We start from the raw sequence: 24,686 nt of genomic DNA, 5'->3' as shown, positions 1-24,686 counted from the left end.
AACCTCACACCAGACCGCAAACGGTCAGCAGTAAATCAATGACTTTGATACCAATAAACGGCACCAGCAGCCCACCCAGACCATAAATCCATAAGTTACGGCGCAACATGGCAGAAGCGGTAAGCGGTTTATAACTCACGCCTTTTAACGCCAGGGGAATCAAAAAGACGATAATCAAGGCGTTGAAAATCACTGCACTGAGGATTGCGGAGTCGGGCGAATGCAGGCGCATGATGTTCAGCGCATTTAACTGCGGATACGTTGCCGCGAATGCCGCCGGAATAATGGCGAAGTATTTCGCCACATCGTTGGCAATGCTGAAGGTGGTCAGCGAGCCACGGGTCATCAGCATCTGTTTGCCAATATGTACCACCTCGATCAACTTGGTCGGGTTAGAGTCGAGATCCACCATATTGCCCGCTTCTTTCGCCGCCTGAGTACCGGAGTTCATCGCCACCGCGACATCTGCCTGCGCCAGCGCCGGAGCATCGTTGGTGCCATCGCCGGTCATCGCCACTAAACGGCCTTCTGCCTGATACTGACGAATCAATGCCAGCTTGGCCTCTGGTGTCGCTTCGGCGAGGAAATCATCGACGCCCGCTTCCGCAGCAATCGCGGCGGCAGTCAGACGGTTATCGCCGGTAATCATCACCGTTTTAATGCCCATTTTACGCAACTGCGCGAAGCGCTCTTTAATACCGCCTTTGACGATATCTTTCAGCGCAATAACGCCAAGCACATGGGAGCCTTCTACTACTACCAGCGGCGTGGCTCCCTGACGCGCAACCTGATCGACTTTTTGATCAACATCGGCAGGGAAGTGACCACCGTTAGCCTCAACATGGCGGCGAATGGCATCGACAGAACCTTTACGGATCATGCGGTTGTCGATGTTGATCCCGCTCATCCGGCTTTGCGCAGTAAACGGTACAAAGGTGGCATGGAGCGACTGCACATCGCGCTCGCGCAGGTTAAAACGCTGCTTGGCGAGGATCACAATACTGCGACCTTCCGGCGTTTCATCAGCCAGCGAAGCCAGTTGTGCGGCGTCGGCCAGCGTTTTTTCCTCTACGCCCTGTGCAGGGATAAACTCCGATGCCTGACGGTTACCTAGCGTGATTGTGCCGGTTTTATCCAGCAGCAGGACGTCAACGTCACCCGCCGCTTCAACAGCACGTCCGCTGGTGGCAATCACATTCGCGCCCAGCATCCGACTCATCCCGGCGACGCCGATCGCTGACAACAGACCGCCAATGGTCGTTGGGATCAGACAGACCAGCAGCGCCACCAGTACCGTTACGCTGACTGCATTATCGCCCCACGCGGAAAATGGCCACAGCGTGGCGGTTGCCAGTAAAAAGACGATGGTCAGGGCAATCAGCAGGATGGTCAGGGCAATCTCGTTCGGCGTTTTGCGTCGCTGCGCGCCTTCCACCATCGCGATCATCCGATCCAGAAATGTCTCGCCGGGGTTAACGCTGCACTCAATCACCAGCCAGTCAGAAAGAATACGCGTGCCGCCAGTGACGGAGGCAAAATCGCCGCCGGATTCACGGATCACCGGTGCCGATTCCCCGGTGATGGCGCTTTCATCGACCGATGCGCCGCCTTCAATGACTTCACCATCGCAGGGGATAATATCGCCAGCTTCTACCAGTACGATATCGCCTTTACGAAGTTGATCGGCAGGAACTTTGTCCGCCGCAGCGCCATATTTCGGCTCACGCAGCTTGCGGGCAAAGGCAGTTTTTTTCACCCCTTTCAGACTGTTGGCCTGCGCTTTACTGCGGCCTTCTGCCAGCGCCTCGGCGAAATTAGCGAACAGTACGGTGATCCACAGCCAACCGCTAATGGCCGCGCTAAACAGCGCATTGCCGGGCATCGCACCGATTGCCATCGCGATGCTAATACAGGTGGTCAGCAGACTGCCGATCCAGACGATAAACATCACCGGATTGCGCCATTGCGCCTGCGGGTTTAATTTTTTCACCGCTTCTTTCAGCGCCTGAACGACAAGTGTTGGTTCGAATAGCGCCAGTTGTTTACGACTCATATTCAGTGCTCACTCAATATCATCAGGAGAGATATTCCGCCACCGGACCAAGCGCCAGGGCAGGGATAAAGGTCAGTGCGCCAACCAGCAACACGGTGCCGATTAACAGGCCAACAAACAGCGGGCCGTGCGTTGGCAGCGTGCCGGAGCTGGCGGGTTGGCTCTTTTTACTCACCAGCGAACCGGCAATTGCCATCACCGGGATAATCACCCCGAAGCGACCGACAAACATGCAGAACGCCAGTAAACAGTTCCAGAACGGAGAGTTGGCGCTTAATCCGGCAAAGGCGCTGCCGTTGTTGTTAGCGGCGGATGACACGGCGTACAGCACTTCGCTAAAACCATGCGGGCCAGGGTTGAGCATGGCGCTACGTCCGGCGTCGGTCATCATTGCCAGCGCCGCGCCCATCAGCACCAGCGTCGGGGTGACCAGAATCGCCAGTGCAGTCAGTTTCATCTCACGTACGTCGATTTTTTTACCCAGATATTCCGGTGTACGACCAATCATCAGCCCGGCAATAAACACCGCCAGCAGAACAAACAGCATCATGCCGTAAAGACCAGAACCGACACCGCCGAATACCACTTCACCAATTTGCATCAGCCACATCGGCACCATGCCACCGAGAGCGGTAAACGAATCATGCATCGCAATCACCGCGCCACAGGAAGCCGCCGTAGTCACGACCGCAAACAGGCTACTGACCAGCACGCCGAAACGGCTCTCTTTACCTTCCATATTGATGCTGCTGTCCGCACCCAGCGCCAGCAGATGAGGACTACCCTGAACTTCTGCCCACATCACCACGCCTACGCAGATGACAAAAATCACTGACATCGCCCACAGCAACATGCGCCCCTGGCGGCGATCGCCCGCCACTTCACCAAAGGCAAAGCACAGCGCTGTTGGGATCAAGAAGATCGCCAGCATCTGCACGAAGTTGGTCAGTGCGGTTGGGTTTTCAAACGGATGCGACGAGTTGGCATTAAAGAAGCCACCACCGTTAGTGCCGAGCATCTTGATCGCTTCCTGAGAAGCCACCGGCCCCATTGGTAACAGCTGTTTCGCTCCTTCAACGGTATTCACCGCCTGATAGGGCAGAAAGTTTTGCAGCGCACCTTGTTGAATAAAAAACAATGCGATCAACAACGCCACAGGGACTAGCACCCATAACGTGATGCGTAGCAGATCGACCCAGGCATTCCCGAGTGTGCTCATGCTCTGGCGGGTAAACGCACGGATGAGGGCAAAAATCACCGCAATCCCGCTGGCGGCAGAAAGAAAGTTTTGCACCGTTAAGCCAGCCATCTGGCTGAAATAGCTCAACGTGGTTTCACCGCTGTAAGATTGCCAGTTGGTATTGGTGACAAAGCTGACGGCAGTATTCAGCGCCAGATCCCACGACAGCCCCGGCAACTGCTGTGGATTAAGCGGCAGATAGTGCTGACCGAGCAACATAAAAAACAGCACCGCCAGCCCCAGCATGTTCAGGCCGAGAATGGCACAGAGATACTGCTTCCAGTTCATCTCACTGTCAGAGACGCCAGGTAAACGAAAAAGTACGCGTTCAACACCCGCTGTACCGGGAAGAGGTATGTCATTAATCAGCCGCGCCAGCCCGCTGCCTAAAGGGCGTGCCAGCACCATTAACACCAGTAAAAAAGTGGCAATCAGTAAGAACCCTTGCGCAGCCATCAGAATGCCTCCGCATTGATCAGGGCATAAACCAGATAACCCAGTAATAAAAACACCAGCAACACGCCGGCTATCACGCCTGCACTCACAGTGCACCTCCAGTGGCCTAAAAGTGATACCGGAAGAGTAGAATTCTGGCTGCAAAGATTTCGCAAAAATCTGCGGACGGGGTGTAAAAAAAGTATAAAAATGGCAAAAGCCATGATTTAACTGATGGTTAGTATTAATTTAACTTTTGTGTAACTTAATTACAGTGTGAATGTAAATAAACCATCAATAAGCAAAAATAAGTGGTCGGATGAGTAGTAAAATTACACAAAAGGCGGTACTATTTTCATCAGATAAACAAATTCATTTTTCCGGTGCCATTCACCGGGTAGATACAAAAGGGGGAGAAAAGTATGGAACTCTACAGAGAATATCCTGCATGGCTTATCTTTTTACGCCGTACTTATGCGGTTGCAGTGGGCGTTCTGGCGCTGCCTTTCATGCTTTTCTGGAAAGACCGCGCCCGCTTTTACAGCTATCTGCATCGCGTCTGGTCGAAAACCAGCGATAAACCGGTTTGGATGGATCAGGCCGAAAAGGCAACCGGTGATTTTTACTGATTGCTGAGTTCTGAATACATTGAAAACCGCCAGCGGAAACGCTGGCGGTTTTTTTTTGGTTAGGATCGCAGCACAAGGAACTGGAATCAGGGGTTTTTTATATACTCGTCATACTTCAAGTTGCATGTGCTGCGACTGCGTTCGTTCACCCCAGTCACTTACTTATGTAAGCTCCTGGGGATTAATGAGAGACATCCATGTCTCTCACCGAAGGTCAGCCTGCGACTGGGCAAATTCGTTCCTGACGAATTTGTCACTCGCTTGTCGCCTTCCTGCAACTTGAATTATTTAGAGTATAATCGCCAATGTAGTAGATGATGCACTATCTGGGCAGTTAGTGGCTTTCTAAAACATTACTGCGTCATGAATATTTAGGTTGAATATCTGGCGGAAGTCAGGTTCATAAAGTATTATTAGCGCTTGCCTACAAAGCAATATGTATTTCCGTGATGAGTTATTGAAAATTAAAAGCGAATATATATTCATCACAATAACCGATAATTAACCGCTCAGGTATTCTTAACATGAATAAAATCATAGAATATATAAATAAAATTGAATTTGACATGTCAATCAAATTTCCTCCAGTGTATAAACGTTTCTTAATAGAAGAAATTAAAGATAGTGAGGCCTATGAAATAACTAATAAGAAGCATGAAATATTATATCTGTATAACTATTCTGATCTTATTGAAAGAAATGAAACATATGATATTCAACGAGTGGAGCCTGACTATTTTTTGATAGGTCAGGATGGGGATTTAGGCTATTTTATCTATGTTGGGAGTGCTAAGGAAAGTGATACCATATTTAGTATTGATTTAGGTGCCTTAGGAGCCATGGAGTTTTCAGTAGAAGCTGATGATGTATATTTTTGATTTTTATATTGTAATAAATTTATAAATGTTAATTTCATCTTTTTTAGATAGACGATTTACGACTAAAATTTAACTGGATGATATGGAAATTAAAATGCAAGATGTTAGTGTTATTCTTAAATTAATTGCCAGAGGCTTGATTGATATCAGAACTGCAGCTAACTCTGGAAATGCAAAGGCTTGTTTTATATTGTCTGATTTTATACATGTTCTGCCTCATACAGCTAATTGTATGGTCAATGATGGACGGCGTTATGAAGATGTTGTGCATGATTTGTATGAGCGGGCTAAAATTAAGAACATGGATGATTGGCTTGAAAATGCTTTAAATGATATAGAATTAAATCAGAAAAATCATAGCAAATAAAGACATTATAAAATGAAAAATAAAGAAACCCTAAAACAGATTTATCACCTGCAATATGATTCATTCGCTTTCAAAAGTGGTTTAATAAACTGGTATAACTCTTTATTGGATAAAACACCGGATGAACTGGATGAAAATGATATTGCCAAAATGCTTCGTCAGAATATCTTACCAGCGCTTGCTGTACAAAAAGCAATTGAGATGATAGAGATTAATCTTATGGTAGGTTATTTATATAATGGAGAATTATTGCTGGTATTGAGTAATCTCATCGGGAGTGACTATTTTTCTCCTTTGCATTTGCTGCAATTAAAAAATATCATCAGTAAATTTTATGGCAACATGTTAAACGCTTCTACCATGAGTGATGAAGAAAAGAAACTATTTATCGCCACCATGAAATTTATTATGAGTTATTGAATTTCTTTACCGATCTCATTTATTCGTTTCGTTTTTTCAATACTGCCGTCTACACTTACTCCTGTAAACCGTTCAGGAGCAGTAATGAATCAGCAACGATTTGATGAAAGCACCCTAATCCGTATCTTCGCTCTCCACGAGTTACATCGACTGAAAGAACATGGCTTAACGCGCGGGGCGCTTCTCGATTATCACAGCCGCTATAAACTCGTCTTTCTGGCTCATTCCCAGCCGGAATACCGCAAACTTGGCCCGTTCGTGGCTGATATTCACCAGTGGCAAAATCTGGATGACTATTACAACCAGTACCGCCAACGCGTAGTTGTTTTGCTTTCTCACCCCGCCAACCGACGTGACCACACCAATGTTTTGATGCACGTTCAGGGTTATTTTCGCCCTCATATTGATTCCACAGAACGCCAGCAGCTGGCTGCGCTTATCGACAGTTATCGCCGTGGCGAGCAACCACTTCTTGCGCCGCTGATGCGTATCAAACACTATATGGCGCTTTATCCTGACGCCTGGCTTTCAGGGCAGCGTTATTTCGAACTTTGGCCGCGTGTGATTAACTTGCGCCATGCAGGAGTTTTATGACTACCCATCTGGTCTGGTTTCGCCAGGATTTACGTCAGCACGATAATCTCGCGCTGGCTGCCGCCTGCCGCAATTCGTCTGCGCGCGTGCTGGCGTTGTATATCGCTACACCACGCCAGTGGGCGGCGCATAATGTGTCGCCGCGTCAGGCTGAACTTATCAATGCTCAACTGAATGGGCTACAAATCGCGCTGGCGGAAAAAGGCATTCCTTTGCTGTTTCATGAAGTGGATGACTTTGCTGCCAGCGTCGAAATAGTTAAACAGGTGTGCGCGGAAAATCGTGTTACCCGTCTGTTTTATAACTATCAGTATGAGGTGAATGAGCGGGCGCGGGATGCGCAGGTTGAGAGAACGCTGCGTAACGTGGTGTGTGAAGGATTTGACGACAGCGTGATCCTGCCGCCGGGGGCGGTGATGACTGGCAATCATGAGATGTACAAAGTCTTTACGCCATTTAAAAACGCCTGGCTGAAACGGCTGCGGGAAGGGATGCCGGAGTGCGTCGCTGCGCCAAAAGTACGTAGTAGTGGATCGATAGATCCCGCGCCATCCATTACGCTGAATTATCCTCGTCAGCCTTTCGATACTGCGCATTTCCCGGTGGAAGAAAAAGCTGCGATTGCGCAATTACGCCAGTTTTGCCAGAACGGTGCCGGAGAATATGAGCAACAACGAGATTTTCCGGCAGTGGAAGGCACCAGTCGTTTGTCCGCCAGCCTGGCAACGGGCGGGTTATCGCCTCGCCAGTGTTTGCATCGCTTGTTGGCGGAACAGCCGCAGGCGCTGGACGGTGGGGCCGGTAGTGTCTGGCTTAGTGAGCTGATCTGGCGCGAGTTCTACCGTCATCTGATGACGTATTACCCCTCGTTGTGTAAACATTGTCCGTTTATTGCCTGGACGGATCGTGTGCAGTGGCAGAGCAATCCCGCACATTTACAGGCCTGGCAGGAAGGCAAAACGGGATACCCGATTGTCGATGCTGCCATGCGTCAGCTTAACAGCACTGGCTGGATGCATAACAGGCTACGGATGATTACAGCCAGTTTTCTGGTGAAAGATTTGTTGATCGACTGGCGCGAAGGCGAGCGATATTTCATGTCGCAGCTGATTGATGGTGATTTGGCAGCTAATAACGGTGGCTGGCAGTGGGCCGCTTCAACCGGAACCGATGCAGCGCCGTATTTTCGTATTTTTAACCCGACAACCCAGGGCGAGAAATTTGACCGCGAAGGCGAGTTTATCCGCCAGTGGCTACCGGAACTGCGCGATGTGCCAGGGAAAGTGGTGCATGAGCCGTGGAAGTGGGCAGATAAATCAGGTGTGACGCTGGATTATCCGCAACCGATAGTTGATCATAAAGAGGCAAGGCTGCGAACGCTGGCAGCGTACGAAGAAGCGAGGAAAGGAGCCTGATAAAACGCAGCGAGCGTTTTATCAGGCATGGTGCTGGCCTGTTAAGATTCCAGCGCCAGCGCGCGGTTTCTGAATTTCAGCGCCTGATACAGCCAAATCATCAACACCACTCCTACACACGCCAGTGCGCCCCAGGTAATTTGATCAAATACTTCAATATATGCATTGATGGAGTAGTTGATCGCCCCGGAAGCATCAAACGAAGCCTGCGATGTCTGATCGGCAATCACGCCAGCCAGATAGTTCGCAATCGCGCCGGAAAGCAGCATATAAATGCCAGTTAATACGCCAGTCACGCCAGGGATTTCAATGCGCGTAATCTGCGACATAGCAACCGGGTCGATAAACAGTTCCGCAAAGCCCATCACCGCCAGGCCTAACACCATTAGTGGCAGAGAAGAGTGACCATACATTGCGGACCAGCGGGCGCTTAAGGTCAGAATGCAGAATCCGGCGCTCATCAGGCCAAGGCCAAGAGCAAATTTTCCCCAGATGCGCACGGTACGATTACCTGCGACGCTCTCTTTAACCACCCACGCCAGGAACACACCGCACAGCATAACTGCGAAGGCATTAATCGACTGGAACATAGCAGTCGGAACGGTATAACCAAACATATCGCGGTTAACGAAGCGGTCGATATAAAGGCTAATCGAGCTACCGCCCTGTTGTGCGAAGGCCCAGAACAACATGCTGAAGAAGGTGAGGGTAACAATCAGCCCCAGCTCCTTACGCTGTTTCTGGTTTTCTGCTTTGCGATAAATTTTCGCCAGTACACCCAGGCCAATAATAGTCGCGACAATCAAGGCGTATACCGACCACTCTTTCCAGAACAGTACGGTGATCAGCGCAGGTGTTGCCACCAGCAGAACCAGCAGCCATCCCCAGTTCGGCAGGAGAAAGTTTGTCGCACGCAGTACTTTTTTGTTAACGCCGCGGGTATGAGTGAAATGACGATTGCCACATAAGAAAATGACCAGACCCGCGATCATGCCAACCGCCGCCAGGCCAAAGCCCATCGCCCAGCTATACTCTTCCTGGGCGTAACCACAGGCGATAGGTGCGATAATAGACCCCACGTTACCCGCCGCATACATCAGCGAGAAACCGCCATCACGACGCGGATCGGTTGGCTCATACAGCTCGCCGAGCAGGCAACTGACGTTGGATTTAAACAGACCATAGCCACAAACGATAATCGCCAGGGACAGATAGAGGAATGACGGATGGATCTCACTGGCACCCAGCACCACATGACCGATCGCCATCAACAACGCCCCCAGCATCACCGCCATGCGATTACCGAGAACTTTATCCGCCAAAAAGCCACCGAGGATTGGCGTGACATACACCAGCGAACAGTAGGCGCTAAATAACTCGTAGGCGTGAGTATCGTTGTATTTTAGTTGATTGGTGAGATAGAGAATCAGCAGGGCACGCATGCCGTAAAAGCTAAAATATTCCCAGATTTGCAGCGCAACGACATAGTAAATAGCGCGCGGCTGTGATGCGTGTTTATTCATAATAATTCCACAATTGACTGCAACGTCACGTAATAGTTGCGCGGCGTGCTTGTGTTTCCTTAAAGTTAAAACTTTGATACAGATCTGATTATTTATGCAATATGCTGTCTGATTGCATAAATATACATTAGCTGAAGCGTGATGATATAAACAATTTGCGTCTTTTGGCGTCGGGTTTGTTTCTTAATATGTCAAAAGATTGGCTATCGACGAACAGGCGAGGTAACGCTATGTTAACGGTGTAGCTATCAGAATACGGAAGGCGCGAAGATGAAAAACACCGAACTGGAACAACTGATTAACGAAAAACTGAACAGCGCGGCGATTAGTGATTACGCGCCGAATGGTTTGCAGGTGGAAGGCAAAGAGACGGTGCAAAAAATTGTTACCGGTGTCACTGCCAGCCAGGCTTTGCTCGATGAGGCAGTGCGTCTGGGCGCGGATGCGGTCATTGTGCATCATGGCTACTTCTGGAAAGGCGAATCTCCGGTCATTCGCGGAATGAAGCGTAACCGTTTAAAAACGTTGCTGGCAAATGATATCAACCTGTATGGCTGGCATTTGCCGCTTGACGCACATCCTGAGCTGGGCAATAACGCACAGCTGGCGGCGTTACTGGGGATCACGGTCATGGGCGAAATTGAGCCGTTGGTGCCGTGGGGCGAACTGACCATGCCTGTGCCGGGACTGGAACTAGCCTCCTGGATTGAAGCGCGTCTGGGACGTAAGCCGTTATGGTGTGGCGATACCGGACCTGAGGTGGTCCAGCGCGTTGCCTGGTGCACGGGCTGCGGGCAAAGTTTTATCGATAGCGCCGCGCGTTTTGGCGTGGATGCTTTTATTACTGGCGAAGTTTCAGAACAGACCATTCATTCAGCCCGCGAGCAGGGATTGCATTTTTATGCTGCGGGTCACCATGCCACTGAACGCGGTGGTATTCGCGCATTGAGCGAGTGGCTGAATGAAAATACCGATCTTGATGTGACCTTTATTGATATTCCTAATCCTGCATAACGAATAATCAGAGGGATCGAAAGTGCAACGAGCGCGTTGTTATCTGATAGGTGAAACGGCGGTAGTGCTGGAGCTGGAACCGCCGGTGACGCTGGCTAGCCAGAAACGGATCTGGCGACTGGCGCAGCGTCTGGTGGATATGCCGAATGTGGTTGAAGCCATTCCCGGCATGAACAATATCACGGTGATTTTACGTAATCCTGAGTCGCTGGCACTGGATGCCATAGAGCGTTTGCAACGCTGGTGGGAGGAGAGTGAGGCGCTGGAGCCGGAGTCTCGTTTTATTGAAATTCCGGTGGTTTACGGTGGCGCAGGCGGACCGGATTTGGCGGTGGTCGCGGCGCATTGTGGGTTGAGCGAAAAACAGGTTGTTGAATTGCACTCCTCCGTGGAATACGTGGTCTGGTTTTTAGGTTTTCAACCGGGCTTCCCGTATCTCGGGAGTTTGCCGGAACAACTACACACGCCACGTCGCGCTGAACCGCGCTTGCTCGTTCCGGCAGGTTCTGTCGGGATCGGCGGGCCGCAGACTGGTGTTTATCCGCTGGCAACGCCGGGGGGCTGGCAGTTGATTGGTCATACCTCACTCAGCCTGTTTGATCCGGCGCGTGACGAACCCATCTTATTACGTCCGGGAGACAGCGTGCGCTTTGTACCGCAGAAGGAGGGAGTATGCTGAAGATTATTCGTGCGGGCATGTATACCACTGTGCAGGATGGCGGTCGTCACGGTTTTCGCCAGTCGGGTATCAGCCACTGCGGCGCACTGGATATGCCTGCGTTACGCATTGCTAACCTGCTGGTGGGTAATGACGCCAATGCCCCCGCGCTGGAGATCACGCTCGGTCAGTTAACGGTAGAGTTCGAAACTGATGGGTGGTTTGCCCTGACGGGGGCAGGTTGCGAAGCGCGGCTGGATGATAATGCCGTCTGGACTGGCTGGCGATTGCCGATGAAAGCAGGCCAGCGTTTAACGCTTAAACGCCCGCAGCACGGGATGCGCAGTTATCTGGCGGTCGCGGGTGGTATTGATGTTCCGCCGGTAATGGGGTCATGCAGCACCGATCTCAAAGTGGGGATTGGCGGGCTGGAAGGCCGTTTACTGAAGGATGGTGACCGACTTCCGATGGGCAAATCGAAGCGTGATTTTATGGAAGCGCAGGGCGTTAAACAGTTGCTGTGGGGCAACCGCATTCGCGCCTTGCCGGGGCCGGAATATCATGAGTTCGATCGCGCCTCGCAGGATGCATTCTGGCGTTCGCCCTGGCAGCTTAGCTCGCAAAGTAACCGAATGGGCTATCGCTTACAGGGGCAAATTTTAAAACGCACCACCGATCGCGAACTGTTATCTCACGGTTTGTTACCGGGTGTGGTGCAGGTGCCGCATAACGGGCAGCCCATTGTGTTAATGAACGACGCACAGACCACGGGTGGTTATCCGCGTATTGCCTGTATCATTGAGGCTGATATGTACCATCTGGCGCAAATTCCGCTCGGTCAGCCGATTCATTTTGTCCAGTGTTCACTGGAAGAGGCACTGAAAGCACGGCAAGATCAGCAACGTTATTTCGAACAATTAGCGTGGCGGCTGCACAATGAAAATTGATCTGAACGCCGATCTGGGCGAAGGCTGCGCCAGCGACGCAGAGCTATTAACGCTGGTTTCCTCTGCCAATATTGCCTGTGGATTTCATGCAGGCAATGCGCAAACCATGCAGGCTTGCGTGCGTGAAGCAATAAAAAATGGTGTCGCGATTGGCGCTCACCCGAGTTTTCCCGACAGGGAAAATTTTGGTCGCAGCGCCATGCAGCTGCCGCCAGAAACCGTTTACGCCCAGACGCTGTATCAAATTGGCGCGCTGGCAGCGATTACCCGTGCGCAAGGCGGCGTAATGTGTCATGTCAAACCGCACGGCATGTTATACAACCAGGCGGCGAAAGAGGCACAACTGGCAGACGCCATCGCCAGAGCGGTATACGCTTGCGATCCGGTATTGATTCTCGTCGGGCTGGCAGGAAGCGAGCTGATTCGTGCAGGCAAGCAATATGGCCTGACAACGCGCGAGGAAGTGTTTGCCGATCGCGGTTATCAGGCAGACGGTTCGCTGGTGCCGCGAAGCCAGCCAGGCGCGTTGATTGAAAACGAAGAACAGGCGCTGGCGCAAACGTTGGAGATGGTGCAACACGGCAGAGTCAAAAGCATCACCGGCGAATGGGCAACGGTCACGGCGCAAACGGTCTGCCTGCATGGCGATGGCGAGCACGCACTGGCGTTCGCCCGCCGACTACGCTCTACATTTGCCGAAAAGGGGATTGTTGTCGCAGCATAACCCCGCTTAATAAAGAATGAAAAAAGGATATCACCATGCCTGAAGGCCCGGAGATCCGCCGTGCAGCGGATAACCTGGAGGCGGCGATCAAAGGCAAACCACTAACTGATGTCTGGTTTGCCTTCCCGCAGTTAAAATCTTATCAATCACGACTTATCGGTCAACACGTTACCCATGTGGAAACGCGTGGTAAGGCGTTGTTAACTCATTTTTCCAACGACTTAACGCTCTACAGCCATAATCAGCTTTACGGCGTCTGGCGCGTGGTTGAAACCGGCGAAGAGCCGCAGACCACGCGAGTATTGCGGGTAAAACTGCAAACGGCTGACAAAACCATTCTGCTTTATAGCGCCTCGGATATTGAGATGTTGACCCCGGAACAACTGACCACGCATCCGTTTTTACAACGCGTTGGTCCAGATGTGCTGGATCCGAATCTGACGCCAGAGGTGGTAAAGGAACGATTATTGTCGCCGCGCTTTCGTAACCGTCAGTTTGCTGGATTACTGCTCGATCAGGCGTTTCTGGCAGGACTTGGTAATTATTTGCGGGTGGAGATCCTCTGGCAGGTGGGGTTAACCGGCAATCATAAAGCGAAAGATCTCAGTGCGGCGCAACTGGATGCACTCGCAGACGCGTTACTGGATATTCCTCGACTTTCTTACGCTACGCGGGGGCAGGTGGATGAGAATAAACATCATGGGGCGTTGTTTCGCTTTAAGGTTTTTCATCGTGATGGCGAACCGTGTGAACGCTGTGGCAGCATCATTGAGAAAACCACGCTGTCCTCGCGCCCGTTTTACTGGTGTCCGGGCTGCCAGCACTAGGCCGACCGTTTCGGCGCATAGGTTGAAATAAACCGCGCAATGGCTGGCCCCGTCAGCAAAATACTGAACAGGCGCAGGGTTTGCATCGCCATAATAAGCGCCATATCGGCATTGCTCCCTGCGGCGATGACCGCCACGGTATCAAGCCCGCCGGGGCTGGTGGCGAGGTAGGCAGTCATAAAATCAATGTGCATAAATCGGGTCAGTCCCCACGCCATACCCGCACAAATAGCCAGCAGAGCAAAAATCGACAGCAGGATTTGTGGCAGCGGGCGCAATGCCCGCAGTAATATTTGTTTATCGAAACCAAGACCAATCCGCCAACCAATTGCCATATACGCCATCGCAAGCAGCCATTCCGGTAGTTCGATGGTGATGAGCTGACCAGACTGGAGCACTGCGCCCGCCAGCATCGGGATGAGCATCGTGCCGGAAGGAAGACGTAGCAAGCATCCCACTGTACCGGCAACGACTGCGAGCAAAATCGTAAGCAGGAGATTAATGCTCACTGAAGGGAACCAGACGATTTGCTGGTTAACCGCTTCAGCGTTATCACCCAGCATCATGCGGGTGACCAGAACAGCGGCCCCCGCGACGAACAGCACTCGCAGATATTGCATAAACGCCACCAGGCGAATATCTGCGCCGTAATCTTGCGCCATAGCGACCATTGCCGCCGCGCCGCCAGGAGAAGAACCCCAGGCACCGGTATTTCCAGGTAATGAGCTATAGCGCACCAGTAGCCACCCAACAATGGCGCTGGAAAGCAGCGTCACCAGTAAAATTGTAAGCACGATCGGCCAGTTGACGGCCAGCGTGGTGAGAATCGAACCAGTGAGGTTTTGCGCAATCATGCAGCCAAGAATGGCCTGGGCGGCGAGAAAAGCAGAGCGGGGAAGTTGCAGAGTAATTCCGCGCATACTAAAGATGATCCCGGCGATCATCGGCCCAAGTAATAGCGCCGCCGGGAGATGAACCGCGAGGAAACCAATAGAAAGGAGAAGTGAGAGCACACATAACATTCCCCACTGCAAAACTGGCATCCTTCGTTCCCTCATTATTTTTTCTTTGGTGTATCGATACAGCATAAAGAAAGCCGGGCCAGGAAAAAATAACAGCAATCAAGGAAAAGGGGAAAATCAGCAATTTTCTGAAAGAGATGCCCTTTCCGGCTGCAAAGGGCATCATGGCAAATCAGTTATAGTTAATCTTAAAAAGCACCACTGTATCGAAGGGGCCAGCCTCGATGGGGGTACCTGGAATGGACGAAAGTTCAGCCGTATAGGTTTTTTCGTAGATCAGCATATCGCTGGTGAAATCGGCGTATTCAGCATATTTATTGAAGGTATAAGGCGAGGCGTTTTCATCCAGCAAACGTAGCTTCAGACCATTACCAATCAACAATGCTTTATCTTCTTCAACCAACGTTTCTTCGGTATAAAAGGAGGAACTGACTTTAAATCCGTCGGTGCATTGGTCATTTTGTGATTTTGTCGTCTTAATACTGAATGTTTTCGACATTGTGTGGCGACGAATATCCAGCAAATTAAATTTACCAAAATCAATCACCTGTGTTTCCGGTGAAATGGAAAAATTGACGCTGCAATCCAGCACGCGAATGTTTTCCAGACCAGTAATATGATATTTCAGGTTTTGGGCGGTAGGGTCTTCGTTAACGCTACCGGCACCGTCAAATTGCACGACGATATAGTCGCTAAGCGTACTTTGATAATCATGCGGCGGCATTTCGCGAATCTTAACGTATAACCGCATACGAGCGAGAAAGGTTCGCGACATGTGAATATTAGCGGGGTCACCCGAGCATATTTTGTTCTGCCAGCCCATCGCGATAATCTGCTCAGGGGTATAAATGTTAATGTTCTTACTGTCGATACACTGGTTGGTGTCGATGCGGCTTTTCCCCAGACTGGCATCGTAATCGACACCATTGTATGTCACGCCGAGTTGATAATAACGATCCTGTACCCCCGGGTAGGGGTTTACCCATGCGTAGACATGTTCGCTTTCAAAGTTGCCGTTGGTATTGTTGTCACAATAGACGGGAATTTTAATATCGTCAGATTCCCAGATCTTATCGCCGGGTTTGGCATTACCTGGCACAGCAAAGGGTTGAATTGCTTCCGATTTTTCTACCGTTCCGCCGGAAGTACCAAAATAGCAGTTCAGCGCTAGCGCAGACTTCAATGGCAGAAATACCAGACAGATGACGAGCAACAATCCTTTGCCAGTACTCATTTCTTCGCCTCCACTGCTTGTAAACGGCATTGTCCGCTGCAGTTGAGCGTCGTCATGCGTAACGCGCCGTAATCATCCATATAACCGAGATAAAACTGCCTGCCGCTATAACTTCCGGTGTTTGTGTTGACCGTACTAAAAGGCGCAACCATCACGGTTTTGAAGCCCGGGAGAATACCTTGCTCATTTCGTCCCAGGTAGGCGATTGTCAGGTAATAGCCGGTCGGGTTTTTTAAGTTAAGTTGATTGCCCTGCTGGCTGACTTGTAACTGTAGCTCGACTTTTTCTCCTGCTTTCTTGCGTAACGCAGACGGTCTCCAGAACACCTTGATTCGACTCTGGATGGCGACCTGCAGAACGGCATGGCCGCTGTTTTTTTCTGGGGAGGGAGGAATTTCACGCATATTGTAGAAAAATAGCGTTTCGCGATCGCCCGGTAATTTTGTGGTCGAGGCTTGCTTTACTATCCGTACCTGCGTTGTTGCTTTCGGTTCCAGACGTTGTATCGGTGGCAGGGCGACCAGAAGATCGTCGCTTTTCTCCCCTTTTTCATTTTCGAGCCAGGAATAAGCGAGGTAGGGGAGTTTATCGCTACGATTATCCACGCGCAGACTGGTAGCTTTATCATTAGCGTTAAACACAATACGAGTGCGATCGGGTTGTAGTGCAGCGTGGCTGCACAGACTGGCAACCAACAACAAAAGGGGTAGTCCTTTCATAAATGTCATTTTCATTTCCTTAATTAATGACAAGGTAAAATCAGTCGATTTGCGGTGTTTTCCATATGTTCAGGAAGATAGAGCGAGCAATGCTGACTATCACCCCAGACCACGGTAAATTGTTGATTTTCAGCGACTCCGCTTAACCAGGCGTGTCCTTCCTCGCCAACCATCCCCACGCTAATGCCGCTATCCTCCTGGCGGATATCCGCTCCGAGGGGAGGGAACTGACCGCTGGCGTTGCGAATGATGACGTTAACGTCTTTACCGGAACGGGAAGCCAGTGATTTGTAACCTATCGCGCCTTCAATCCACGTTTCTTTGATAACGTTATCTGCCACTGTTACGCCGTCGGGTAAATCATTCATGTTCACCGCCACGGTGGAAGGCTGATAACTGGAAATCAACGGCACCACCGCAATGCCAAAATGGTTGGTGTAGTCGAGATTGCCCTGAACCGGAATATCTGCCACGCCATCGGTGCTGACCATCAGGCGTGGTTCATTGGTGGAGCTGCGACGATGGAACGCCGCACCATATTGAGTTGCCGTGAAAGAACCGCTCCAGCTGCTGCTGACGGAACTGTAATCATTGGCGGCATAGGTACCAGAAATATCCCACTCACCCGCTGAACTCAGGTGCTGATAGTTACCGCTCACCTGGGCTCCATTATCCGGACGGTCGGATTGCAGTCCGGTAGACATGCCCCAGCTATTACGTTCATCTAACGTATCATTCCACGACATGCGGTGCGTGGTGCTGTGATTACTGTTTTGCATGTCATAACCGACCCGCCCCCCGTTACCGAAGGGGAGCGAAATCGACAGGTAAATCTGATTGTCGCGATCTTTATCTTCGTAATGGGTTGTATTGAATGACGTCGAGATCGAGATATCTCTCCAGTTACCAATATCAACATTAAAACCCGCCGTGATGTTGGCGGTCGTGGAGGCGTCTGCATTCCACCAGGTTTGATGCAGCAGGTTGGCGTACAGATTGAAGTTCAGTGGGGTAATCGGTTGCCCCACGGATAAGCTGATCGTCTGTTTTTCGTCCTGCGCATCGTTGTCGTTGTATTTGTGATCCAGATAGTTGGCGTAGCTGTGAAAATGACGATCTGAGAAGCGATAAGCGGCGAGCGAAATCGTGCTGTTAGTGGCATCCACTTGTTTGCTGTAATTAAAGCGGTAACTTAAGCCCCGCTCGTCCTGCTGAGTATCAAACTGACTACTGGCCCAGGTGACATCAAACGACAATGCACCAAGCCAGAGCATATTTTGCCCGATACCCATTGCGGCAGAATGGTAGTCGTCACCCGAAATCAGCAGGCCGCCGTACAGCGAGGTATTTGACAGCATCCCCCAGGAAACTTCATTGCTAAAAAAGGTTTCATTTTCAGTTTGATGTGACATGGAGGGCCGTGGCTGACCCGCGGCCAATTTATAGCGAACCTGTCCCTGGCGAGTCAGGAAGGGAGTCGATGCTGCCGAAACCTGGAAATTGTTCACCCGACCATCTTCTTCCGTCACTTTGACATCCAACGTACCCTGGACGGACTGATTAAGGTCATCAATGATAAACGGACCTGGTGGGACTTTTTTCTGGTAAATAACTCGCCCTGAGTGACTCACGGTGACGGTGGCGTTGGTTTGTGCAATGCCGCTGATTTGTGGGGCGTAGCCGCGTAGCTCCCACGGTAACATCCGATCGTCACTTGCCAGTGCCGCGCCGGTATAAGAAAAGCCGTCGAAAATATTGGAACTGAAATCGGTTTCGCCGAGGGTTAACTTAGAGCCTAATTGCGGTAATGGACGAAAAAGATAGGTGCGCGATATTCCGCCTGACTGGTCATGGTTATCTTCGCTATCGGTCTTATTAAGCTGGTAATCACTGCGTAAGCGCCATGCCCCGGCGTTAATTCCGGCGGTACCGTAGGCATTCAGATTAGTGCTGCTGCTGCCGTCCTGTGGGCGGTAGCTGCTGGCAAACAAGTTGTAATCCATCAGGACACCGGCAACACCTTCTTTCCATGTAGAGGGGGGAGCCCAGTTTTCTGAGTGCCACGCCAGCCAGGCTTGCGGAATACTAATATTCAGTTGCTGATTGGCTTGATCGAAATTGAAGAGCATTTCAGGTCGGGAACTGAAATCAATACACCGATCTATCTGTGGCAAGGACTGACGGATATCTGGTTTTAAACCAAATTTATCGACCAGTGAATCATTGATGCATGGAATGGTTTTGTCACCCTTTTTTTGCCAGTTGATTTTTTGCCCATTACTGATTTGGTTGTTATTCACCGCAACGCTAACAAAATATTCACCGGGAGCAATGACTCCTTTTTCCTTTAATAATGAAATATCAATGCGATCTCGCATCGATTTATCGAGGACATTCAGGTTGAATTCGACCGCCAATGCGGAAGGTATCGCCATGACCAGGCAGGATATAAAAGAGAGTCGATAAATATTCACGGTGTCCATACCTGATAAATATTTGAAGAAAGGCGGCGATAGCGCCGCCAAAGTGATACTTATTTATAATCCAGCACGTAGGTTGCATTCGCCGTAACTGCGCCTGGTGTTACGGGCGTAGCCTGATCAATTTGTTCCATCCACGCAAAGAAATTTAACGTTTGTTCGCTGGAGGTTGGTGCCAGGTCGATATCTGGAGTAGCGGTGCCTAAAACGATATTGCTTTGATCTTTATTCATTAAACGCACGCCGACACCGGTCGCTTCACCCGTGCTGGTGTTGTTGAGAATCGGATCTGCGCCGGTGGTTTTCGCTGAGCTGTCAAAGGTGACTGCAACTTTAGAAATCTTGCCGCCGGAACCGTTGTTGGAGTTTTCCAGATCGCAGTTGACTAAGCGCAGGTCGACAGCAACGGCATCGCTGTGATGCGACTGATTAATGTGGCTGGTGGTCACCTGACCGAGTTCAACCTCTTTATCAATATCATCCTGATGTATTTCACACGGTGCTTCAATAACTTCACCTTTAAAGTGAATTTCACCGGATCCTTCATCAGCCGCATAAACAGGTGCAGTGAACAGCAGAGATACGGCCAGTGCGGCCAATGTTTTTTGTCCTTTAAACATAGCTGAGTCCTTTAAATAATGAGATAGAGTGTTGCGAGGCAAGAATATATTAACTGACAGTTGAATGTATTTGGTTTTATTTAACAATATTAAAAAGCTTGTTATATAAAGAATGGAATAATTGAGTGCATAAATTTATTGTTTAATGAGATGAAAGATGGGGTGGGATGGATATGCATAATTTTCATTGGGTTAAAAATGCTACCGGCAGGAAAGTATAAAAATAAACTTATCATTCTGCTCAGTATGTGACTTGTCACATTTTTTCACCTTATTAATGGGTATTTGCATCTGGTTTAATTTTTACAATTTATTATGTTCAGCCATATAAAAAAGAACCCGCTCTATTAAAGGCGGGTCCGGAAAGTAAACGGCTTAGCAATCAACCATTAACGCTTAATGTCGCTTTTAAAGTCGCGTTTTTCATATCCTGTATACAGTTGACGCGGACGGGCAATCTTCATACCGTCACTGTGCATTTCGCTCCAGTGGGCGATCCAGCCAACGGTACGTGCCATTGCGAAAATGACGGTGAACATGGAAGACGGAATACCCATCGCTTTCAGGATGATACCAGAGTAGAAATCGACGTTCGGGTAGAGTTTCTTCTCGATAAAGTACGGGTCGTTCAGCGCGATGTTTTCCAGCTCCATAGCCACTTCCAGCAGGTCATCTTTGGTACCCAGCTCTTTCAGCACTTCATGGCAGGTTTCACGCATTACGGTGGCGCGCGGGTCGTAATTTTTGTACACGCGGTGCCCGAAGCCCATCAGGCGGAAAGAGTCATTTTTGTCTTTCGCACGACGAACAAATTCCGGAATGTGTTTAACGGAGCTGATTTCTTCCAGCATTTTCAGCGCCGCTTCGTTAGCACCACCGTGCGCAGGTCCCCACAGTGAAGCAATACCTGCTGCGATACAGGCAAACGGGTTCGCCCCCGAAGAGCCAGCGGTACGCACGGTGGAGGTGGAGGCGTTCTGTTCATGGTCAGCGTGCAGGATCAAAATACGGTCCATAGCACGTTCCAGAATCGGATTAACTTCATACGGTTCGCACGGCGTGGAGAACATCATATTCAGGAAGTTACCGGCATAGGAGAGATCGTTGCGCGGGTAAACAAATGGCTGACCAATGGAATACTTGTAACACATCGCGGCCATGGTCGGCATTTTCGACAGCAGGCGGAACGCGGCAATTTCACGATGACGAGGATTGTTAACATCCAGCGAGTCGTGATAGAACGCCGCCAGCGCGCCGGTAATACCACACATGACTGCCATTGGATGCGAGTCGCGACGGAAAGCATGGAACAGACGGGTAATCTGTTCGTGGATCATGGTATGACGGGTCACCGTAGTTTTAAATTCGTCATACTGTTCCTGAGTCGGTTTTTCACCATTCAGCAGGATGTAACAAACTTCCAGGTAGTTAGAATCGGTCGCCAGCTGATCGATCGGGAAACCGCGGTGCAGCAAAATACCTTCATCACCATCAATAAAAGTAATTTTAGATTCGCAGGATGCGGTTGAAGTGAAGCCAGGGTCAAAGGTGAACACACCTTTTGAACCGAGAGTACGGATATCAATAACATCTTGACCCAGCGTGCCTTTCAGCACATCCAGTTCAACAGCTGTGTCCCCGTTGAGGGTGAGTTTTGCTTTTGTATCAGCCATTTAAGGTCTCCTTAGCGCCTTATTGCGTAAGACTGCCGGAACTTAAATTTGCCTTCGCACATCAACCTGGCTTTACCCGTTTGTTATTTGGCTCGCCGCTCTGTGAAAGAGGGGAAAACCTGGGTACAGAGCTCTGGGCGCTTGCAGGTAAAGGATCCATTGATGACGAATAAATGGCGAATCAAGTACTTAGCAATCCGAATTATTAAACTTGTCTACCACTAATAACTGTCCCGAATGAATTGGTCAATACTTCCACACTGTTACATAAGTTAATCTTAGGTGAAATACCGACTTCATAACTTTTACGCATTATATGCTTTTCCTGGTAATGTTTGTAACAACTTTGTTGAATGATTGTCAAATTAGATGATTAAAAATTAAATAAATGTTGTTATCGTGACCTGGATCACTGTTCAGGATAAAACCCGACAAACTATATGTAGGTTAATTGTAATGATTTTGTGAACGGCCTATACTGCCGCCAGGTCTCCGGAACACCCTGCAATCCCGAGCCACCCAGCGTTGTAACGTGTCGTTTTCGCATCTGGAAGCAGTGTTTTGCATGACGCGCAGTTATAGAAAGGACGCTGTCTGACCCGCAAGCAGACCGGAGGAAGGAAATCCCGACGTCTCCAGGTAACAGAAAGTTAACCTCTGTGCCCGTAGTCCCCAGGGAATAATAAGAACAGCATGTGGGCGTTATTCATGATAAGAAATGTGAAAAAACAAAGACCTGTTAATCTGGACCTACAGACCATCCGGTTCCCCGTCACGGCGATAGCGTCCATTCTCCATCGCGTTTCCGGTGTGATCACCTTTGTTGCAGTGGGCATCCTGCTGTGGCTTCTGGGTACCAGCCTCTCTTCCCCTGAAGGTTTCGAGCAAGCTTCCGCGATCATGGGCAGCTTCTTCGTCAAATTTATCATGTGGGGCATCCTTACCGCTCTGGCGTATCACGTCGTCGTAGGTATTCGCCACATGATGATGGATTTTGGCTATCTGGAAGAAACATTCGAAGCGGGTAAACGCTCCGCCAAAATCTCCTTTGTTATTACTGTCGTGCTTTCACTTCTCGCAGGAGTCCTCGTATGGTAAGCAACGCCTCCGCATTAGGACGCAATGGCGTACATGATTTCATCCTCGTTCGCGCTACCGCTATCGTCCTGACGCTCTACATCATTTATATGGTCGGTTTTTTCGCTACCAGTGGCGAGCTGACATATGAAGTCTGGATCGGTTTCTTCGCCTCTGCGTTCACCAAAGTGTTCACCCTGCTGGCGCTGTTTTCTATCTTGATTCATGCCTGGATCGGCATGTGGCAGGTGTTGACCGACTACGTTAAACCGCTGGCCTTGCGCCTGATGCTGCAACTGGTGATTGTCGTTGCACTGGTGGTTTACGTGATTTATGGATTCGTTGTGGTGTGGGGTGTGTGATGAAATTGCCAGTCAGAGAATTTGATGCAGTTGTGATTGGTGCCGGTGGCGCAGGTATGCGCGCGGCGCTGCAAATTTCCCAGAGCGGTCAGACCTGTGCGCTGCTCTCTAAAGTCTTCCCGACCCGTTCCCATACCGTTTCTGCGCAAGGCGGCATTACCGTTGCGCTGGGTAATACCCATGAAGATAACTGGGAATGGCATATGTACGACACCGTAAAAGGTTCGGACTATATCGGTGACCAGGACGCGATTGAATATATGTGTAAAACCGGGCCGGAAGCGATTCTGGAACTGGAACATATGGGCCTGCCGTTCTCGCGTCTTGATGATGGTCGTATCTATCAACGTCCGTTTGGCGGTCAGTCGAAAAACTTCGGCGGCGAGCAGGCGGCACGTACTGCGGCGGCAGCTGACCGTACCGGTCACGCACTGTTGCACACCCTTTATCAGCAGAACCTGAAAAACCACACCACCATTTTCTCCGAGTGGTATGCGCTGGATCTGGTGAAAAACCAGGATGGCGCGGTGGTCGGTTGTACCGCACTGTGCATCGAAACTGGTGAAGTGGTTTACTTCAAAGCTCGCGCTACCGTGCTGGCGACTGGCGGGGCAGGGCGTATTTATCAGTCCACTACCAACGCCCACATTAACACTGGCGACGGCGTCGGCATGGCTATCCGTGCAGGCGTACCAGTGCAGGATATGGAAATGTGGCAGTTCCACCCGACTGGTATTGCCGGTGCGGGCGTACTGGTCACCGAAGGGTGCCGTGGTGAAGGCGGTTATCTGCTGAACAAACATGGCGAACGCTTTATGGAGCGTTATGCGCCGAACGCCAAAGACCTGGCGGGCCGTGACGTGGTGGCGCGTTCCATCATGATCGAAATCCGTGAAGGTCGTGGCTGTGATGGTCCGTGGGGGCCACACGCAAAACTGAAACTTGACCACCTAGGTAAAGAAGTTCTCGAATCCCGTCTGCCGGGTATTCTGGAACTCTCCCGTACCTTCGCTCACGTTGATCCGGTGAAAGAGCCGATTCCGGTTATCCCAACCTGTCACTACATGATGGGCGGTATTCCGACCAAAGTGACCGGTCAGGCGCTGACGGTGAACGAGAAAGGCGAAGATGTGGTTGTTCCGGGGCTGTTTGCCGTTGGTGAAATCGCTTGTGTATCGGTACACGGCGCTAACCGTCTGGGCGGCAACTCGCTGCTGGACCTGGTGGTCTTTGGTCGCGCAGCGGGTCTGCATCTGCAAGAGTCTATCGCCGAGCAGGGCGCACTGCGCGATGCCAGCGAGTCTGATGTTGAAGCGTCTCTGGATCGTCTGAACCGCTGGAACAACAACCGTAACGGTGAAGATCCGGTGGCGATCCGTAAAGCGCTGCAAGAATGTATGCAGCATAACTTCTCGGTCTTCCGTGAAGGTGATGCGATGGCGAAAGGGCTTGAGCAGTTGAAAGTGATCCGCGAGCGTCTGAAAAATGCCCGTCTGGATGACACTTCCAGCGAGTTCAACACCCAGCGCGTTGAGTGCCTGGAACTGGATAACCTGATGGAAACGGCGTATGCAACGGCTGTTTCTGCCAACTTCCGTACCGAAAGCCGTGGCGCGCATAGCCGCTTCGACTTCCCGGATCGTGATGATGAAAACTGGCTGTGCCACTCCCTGTATCTGCCAGAGTCGGAATCCATGACGCGCCGAAGCGTCAACATGGAACCGAAACTGCGCCCGGCATTCCCGCCGAAGATTCGTACTTACTAATGCGGAGAC

General features: G+C 50.4%; 25 protein-coding genes. 14 read left to right on the top strand and 11 right to left on the bottom strand.

Going from position 1 to position 24,686, the window contains the following annotated elements; genetic code table 11:
- Nucleotides 1-4: 4 nt before the first annotated feature.
- Genes kdpB through kdpF form a run of 3 tightly spaced genes read right to left on the bottom strand, consistent with a single transcriptional unit; the run spans nt 5 to nt 3,838 of the window.
- Nucleotides 5-2,053, bottom strand: a complete 2,049-nt coding sequence (gene kdpB, locus ACJHYR_RS11920; RefSeq protein WP_000087929.1) for a potassium-transporting ATPase subunit KdpB — start codon at nt 2,051-2,053, stop codon at nt 5-7.
- 22 nt (nt 2,054-2,075) lie between these two features.
- Entirely contained in the window at nt 2,076-3,749 is a 1,674-nt protein-coding gene (gene kdpA / locus ACJHYR_RS11915; protein WP_000741119.1) for a potassium-transporting ATPase subunit KdpA, read from the bottom strand.
- Nucleotides 3,749-3,838, bottom strand: a complete 90-nt coding sequence (gene kdpF / locus ACJHYR_RS11910; protein ID WP_001365534.1) for a K(+)-transporting ATPase subunit F — start codon at nt 3,836-3,838, stop codon at nt 3,749-3,751. The genes kdpA and kdpF overlap by 1 nt, the downstream gene beginning before the upstream one ends.
- Nucleotides 3,839-4,150: 312 nt before the next feature.
- Here kdpF and ACJHYR_RS11905 point away from each other — a divergent pair, with 312 nt between their 5' ends.
- The 6 genes from ACJHYR_RS11905 to phrB all read left to right on the top strand — a co-directional run bounded on the left by ACJHYR_RS11905 (nt 4,151) and on the right by phrB (nt 8,031).
- Entirely contained in the window at nt 4,151-4,357 is a 207-nt protein-coding gene (locus tag ACJHYR_RS11905; RefSeq protein ID WP_000424927.1) for a YbfA family protein, read from the top strand.
- Between the two features lie 524 nt (nt 4,358-4,881).
- Entirely contained in the window at nt 4,882-5,235 is a 354-nt protein-coding gene (locus ACJHYR_RS11900) for a hypothetical protein (RefSeq protein ID WP_001033414.1), read from the top strand.
- An 82-nt stretch (nt 5,236-5,317) separates the two neighbouring features.
- On the top strand, nt 5,318-5,602 hold the full coding sequence (locus tag ACJHYR_RS11895) for a hypothetical protein (protein WP_001309346.1): 285 nt from the start codon (nt 5,318-5,320) through the stop codon (nt 5,600-5,602).
- A 12-nt stretch (nt 5,603-5,614) separates the two neighbouring features.
- A complete protein-coding gene (locus tag ACJHYR_RS11890; protein ID WP_000790734.1) occupies nt 5,615-6,022 on the top strand; it encodes a contact-dependent growth inhibition system immunity protein in 408 nt (135 codons plus the stop codon).
- Between the two features lie 84 nt (nt 6,023-6,106).
- Nucleotides 6,107-6,616, top strand: a complete 510-nt coding sequence (locus ACJHYR_RS11885; RefSeq protein WP_001076022.1) for a YbgA family protein — start codon at nt 6,107-6,109, stop codon at nt 6,614-6,616.
- Nucleotides 6,613-8,031, top strand: coding sequence for a deoxyribodipyrimidine photo-lyase (gene phrB, locus ACJHYR_RS11880; RefSeq protein WP_000207166.1), 1,419 nt, complete (start codon nt 6,613-6,615; stop codon nt 8,029-8,031). The genes ACJHYR_RS11885 and phrB overlap by 4 nt, the downstream gene beginning before the upstream one ends.
- A gap of 41 nt (nt 8,032-8,072) precedes the next feature.
- On the opposite strand, the gene dtpD is transcribed toward phrB, so the two are convergent.
- Nucleotides 8,073-9,554, bottom strand: a complete 1,482-nt coding sequence (gene dtpD / locus ACJHYR_RS11875) for a dipeptide permease DtpD (protein WP_001032697.1) — start codon at nt 9,552-9,554, stop codon at nt 8,073-8,075.
- Nucleotides 9,555-9,824: 270 nt separating this feature from the next.
- Here dtpD and ybgI point away from each other — a divergent pair, with 270 nt between their 5' ends.
- From ybgI to nei, 5 genes are read left to right on the top strand one after another with little or no spacing between them, the layout of a single operon-like run.
- Nucleotides 9,825-10,568, top strand: coding sequence for a radiation resistance protein YbgI (gene ybgI / locus ACJHYR_RS11870; protein WP_044059606.1), 744 nt, complete (start codon nt 9,825-9,827; stop codon nt 10,566-10,568).
- Nucleotides 10,569-10,590: 22 nt separating this feature from the next.
- Nucleotides 10,591-11,247: a 5-oxoprolinase subunit PxpB gene (gene pxpB, locus ACJHYR_RS11865; RefSeq protein ID WP_001188343.1), complete on the top strand. Its 657-nt coding sequence runs from the start codon at nt 10,591-10,593 to the stop codon at nt 11,245-11,247.
- A complete protein-coding gene (gene pxpC / locus ACJHYR_RS11860) occupies nt 11,241-12,173 on the top strand; it encodes a 5-oxoprolinase subunit PxpC (protein WP_000912728.1) in 933 nt (310 codons plus the stop codon). The genes pxpB and pxpC overlap by 7 nt, the downstream gene beginning before the upstream one ends.
- The gene (pxpA, locus tag ACJHYR_RS11855; protein WP_000687160.1) at nt 12,163-12,897 is read left to right on the top strand and encodes a 5-oxoprolinase subunit PxpA; all 735 of its coding nucleotides are present in this window, start codon (nt 12,163-12,165) and stop codon (nt 12,895-12,897) included. Before pxpC ends, pxpA begins: the two co-directional genes overlap by 11 nt.
- A gap of 35 nt (nt 12,898-12,932) precedes the next feature.
- Nucleotides 12,933-13,724 (top strand): endonuclease VIII, encoded by a 792-nt coding sequence (nei, locus tag ACJHYR_RS11850; protein WP_001114011.1) that lies wholly within the window; start codon nt 12,933-12,935, stop codon nt 13,722-13,724.
- Here nei and ACJHYR_RS11845 read toward each other — a convergent pair.
- The 7 genes from ACJHYR_RS11845 to ACJHYR_RS11815 all read right to left on the bottom strand — a co-directional run bounded on the left by ACJHYR_RS11845 (nt 13,721) and on the right by ACJHYR_RS11815 (nt 21,785).
- On the bottom strand, nt 13,721-14,767 hold the full coding sequence (locus ACJHYR_RS11845) for an AbrB family transcriptional regulator (RefSeq protein WP_001586810.1): 1,047 nt from the start codon (nt 14,765-14,767) through the stop codon (nt 13,721-13,723). The genes nei and ACJHYR_RS11845 overlap by 4 nt on opposite strands.
- Before the next feature lie 151 nt (nt 14,768-14,918).
- Complete coding sequence (locus tag ACJHYR_RS11840) at nt 14,919-15,980, bottom strand: fimbrial protein (RefSeq protein ID WP_000103079.1); 1,062 nt, start codon at nt 15,978-15,980, stop codon at nt 14,919-14,921.
- Nucleotides 15,977-16,708 carry a molecular chaperone gene (locus tag ACJHYR_RS11835; protein WP_000143537.1) on the bottom strand — a complete coding sequence of 244 codons (732 nt, stop codon included), beginning with the start codon at nt 16,706-16,708 and terminating at the stop codon, nt 15,977-15,979. Before ACJHYR_RS11835 ends, ACJHYR_RS11840 begins: the two co-directional genes overlap by 4 nt.
- A 14-nt stretch (nt 16,709-16,722) precedes the next feature.
- Entirely contained in the window at nt 16,723-19,182 is a 2,460-nt protein-coding gene (locus ACJHYR_RS11830) for a fimbria/pilus outer membrane usher protein (RefSeq protein WP_072262363.1), read from the bottom strand.
- A 50-nt stretch (nt 19,183-19,232) separates the two neighbouring features.
- A complete protein-coding gene (locus ACJHYR_RS11825; RefSeq protein WP_000472419.1) occupies nt 19,233-19,799 on the bottom strand; it encodes a fimbrial protein in 567 nt (188 codons plus the stop codon).
- Nucleotides 19,800-20,188: 389 nt separating this feature from the next.
- The gene (gene gltA / locus ACJHYR_RS11820) at nt 20,189-21,472 is read right to left on the bottom strand and encodes a citrate synthase (protein ID WP_000785834.1); all 1,284 of its coding nucleotides are present in this window, start codon (nt 21,470-21,472) and stop codon (nt 20,189-20,191) included.
- A gap of 205 nt (nt 21,473-21,677) precedes the next feature.
- On the bottom strand, nt 21,678-21,785 hold the full coding sequence (locus ACJHYR_RS11815) for a hypothetical protein (protein WP_001305582.1): 108 nt from the start codon (nt 21,783-21,785) through the stop codon (nt 21,678-21,680).
- Nucleotides 21,786-22,165: 380 nt separating this feature from the next.
- Here ACJHYR_RS11815 and sdhC point away from each other — a divergent pair, with 380 nt between their 5' ends.
- From sdhC to sdhA, 3 genes are read left to right on the top strand one after another with little or no spacing between them, the layout of a single operon-like run.
- Complete coding sequence (gene sdhC / locus ACJHYR_RS11810) at nt 22,166-22,570, top strand: succinate dehydrogenase cytochrome b556 subunit (RefSeq protein ID WP_000263355.1); 405 nt, start codon at nt 22,166-22,168, stop codon at nt 22,568-22,570.
- Complete coding sequence (gene sdhD, locus ACJHYR_RS11805) at nt 22,564-22,911, top strand: succinate dehydrogenase membrane anchor subunit (protein ID WP_000254365.1); 348 nt, start codon at nt 22,564-22,566, stop codon at nt 22,909-22,911. Before sdhC ends, sdhD begins: the two co-directional genes overlap by 7 nt.
- Nucleotides 22,911-24,677 carry a succinate dehydrogenase flavoprotein subunit gene (sdhA, locus tag ACJHYR_RS11800; protein ID WP_000775540.1) on the top strand — a complete coding sequence of 589 codons (1,767 nt, stop codon included), beginning with the start codon at nt 22,911-22,913 and terminating at the stop codon, nt 24,675-24,677. The genes sdhD and sdhA overlap by 1 nt, the downstream gene beginning before the upstream one ends.
- Nucleotides 24,678-24,686: the final 9 nt, after the last annotated feature.

It is taken from the genome of Escherichia sp. WS1450 (assembly GCF_046487395.1).
Taxonomy (GTDB): domain Bacteria; phylum Pseudomonadota; class Gammaproteobacteria; order Enterobacterales; family Enterobacteriaceae; genus Escherichia; species Escherichia coli.
This window is presented reverse-complemented; position numbering and strand designations above follow the sequence as displayed.

Coding starts and splice junctions, on each gene's coding strand:
- sdhC (WP_000263355.1), top strand. CDS start 22,166: ATGTGGGCGTTATTCATGATAAGAAATGTGAAAAAACAAAGACCTGTT.
- ACJHYR_RS11835 (WP_000143537.1), bottom strand. CDS start 16,708: ATGACATTTATGAAAGGACTACCCCTTTTGTTGTTGGTTGCCAGTCTG.
- sdhD (WP_000254365.1), top strand. CDS start 22,564: ATGGTAAGCAACGCCTCCGCATTAGGACGCAATGGCGTACATGATTTC.
- nei (WP_001114011.1), top strand. CDS start 12,933: ATGCCTGAAGGCCCGGAGATCCGCCGTGCAGCGGATAACCTGGAGGCG.
- ACJHYR_RS11900 (WP_001033414.1), top strand. CDS start 4,882: ATGAATAAAATCATAGAATATATAAATAAAATTGAATTTGACATGTCA.
- kdpA (WP_000741119.1), bottom strand. CDS start 3,749: ATGGCTGCGCAAGGGTTCTTACTGATTGCCACTTTTTTACTGGTGTTA.
- phrB (WP_000207166.1), top strand. CDS start 6,613: ATGACTACCCATCTGGTCTGGTTTCGCCAGGATTTACGTCAGCACGAT.
- pxpC (WP_000912728.1), top strand. CDS start 11,241: ATGCTGAAGATTATTCGTGCGGGCATGTATACCACTGTGCAGGATGGC.
- ACJHYR_RS11890 (WP_000790734.1), top strand. CDS start 5,615: ATGAAAAATAAAGAAACCCTAAAACAGATTTATCACCTGCAATATGAT.
- ACJHYR_RS11840 (WP_000103079.1), bottom strand. CDS start 15,980: ATGAGTACTGGCAAAGGATTGTTGCTCGTCATCTGTCTGGTATTTCTG.
- ACJHYR_RS11905 (WP_000424927.1), top strand. CDS start 4,151: ATGGAACTCTACAGAGAATATCCTGCATGGCTTATCTTTTTACGCCGT.
- ybgI (WP_044059606.1), top strand. CDS start 9,825: ATGAAAAACACCGAACTGGAACAACTGATTAACGAAAAACTGAACAGC.
- kdpB (WP_000087929.1), bottom strand. CDS start 2,053: ATGAGTCGTAAACAACTGGCGCTATTCGAACCAACACTTGTCGTTCAG.
- dtpD (WP_001032697.1), bottom strand. CDS start 9,554: ATGAATAAACACGCATCACAGCCGCGCGCTATTTACTATGTCGTTGCG.
- ACJHYR_RS11825 (WP_000472419.1), bottom strand. CDS start 19,799: ATGTTTAAAGGACAAAAAACATTGGCCGCACTGGCCGTATCTCTGCTG.
- ACJHYR_RS11815 (WP_001305582.1), bottom strand. CDS start 21,785: ATGCGTAAAAGTTATGAAGTCGGTATTTCACCTAAGATTAACTTATGT.
- ACJHYR_RS11885 (WP_001076022.1), top strand. CDS start 6,107: ATGAATCAGCAACGATTTGATGAAAGCACCCTAATCCGTATCTTCGCT.
- sdhA (WP_000775540.1), top strand. CDS start 22,911: ATGAAATTGCCAGTCAGAGAATTTGATGCAGTTGTGATTGGTGCCGGT.
- ACJHYR_RS11845 (WP_001586810.1), bottom strand. CDS start 14,767: ATGCCAGTTTTGCAGTGGGGAATGTTATGTGTGCTCTCACTTCTCCTT.
- gltA (WP_000785834.1), bottom strand. CDS start 21,472: ATGGCTGATACAAAAGCAAAACTCACCCTCAACGGGGACACAGCTGTT.
- ACJHYR_RS11895 (WP_001309346.1), top strand. CDS start 5,318: ATGGAAATTAAAATGCAAGATGTTAGTGTTATTCTTAAATTAATTGCC.
- pxpA (WP_000687160.1), top strand. CDS start 12,163: ATGAAAATTGATCTGAACGCCGATCTGGGCGAAGGCTGCGCCAGCGAC.
- ACJHYR_RS11830 (WP_072262363.1), bottom strand. CDS start 19,182: ATGGACACCGTGAATATTTATCGACTCTCTTTTATATCCTGCCTGGTC.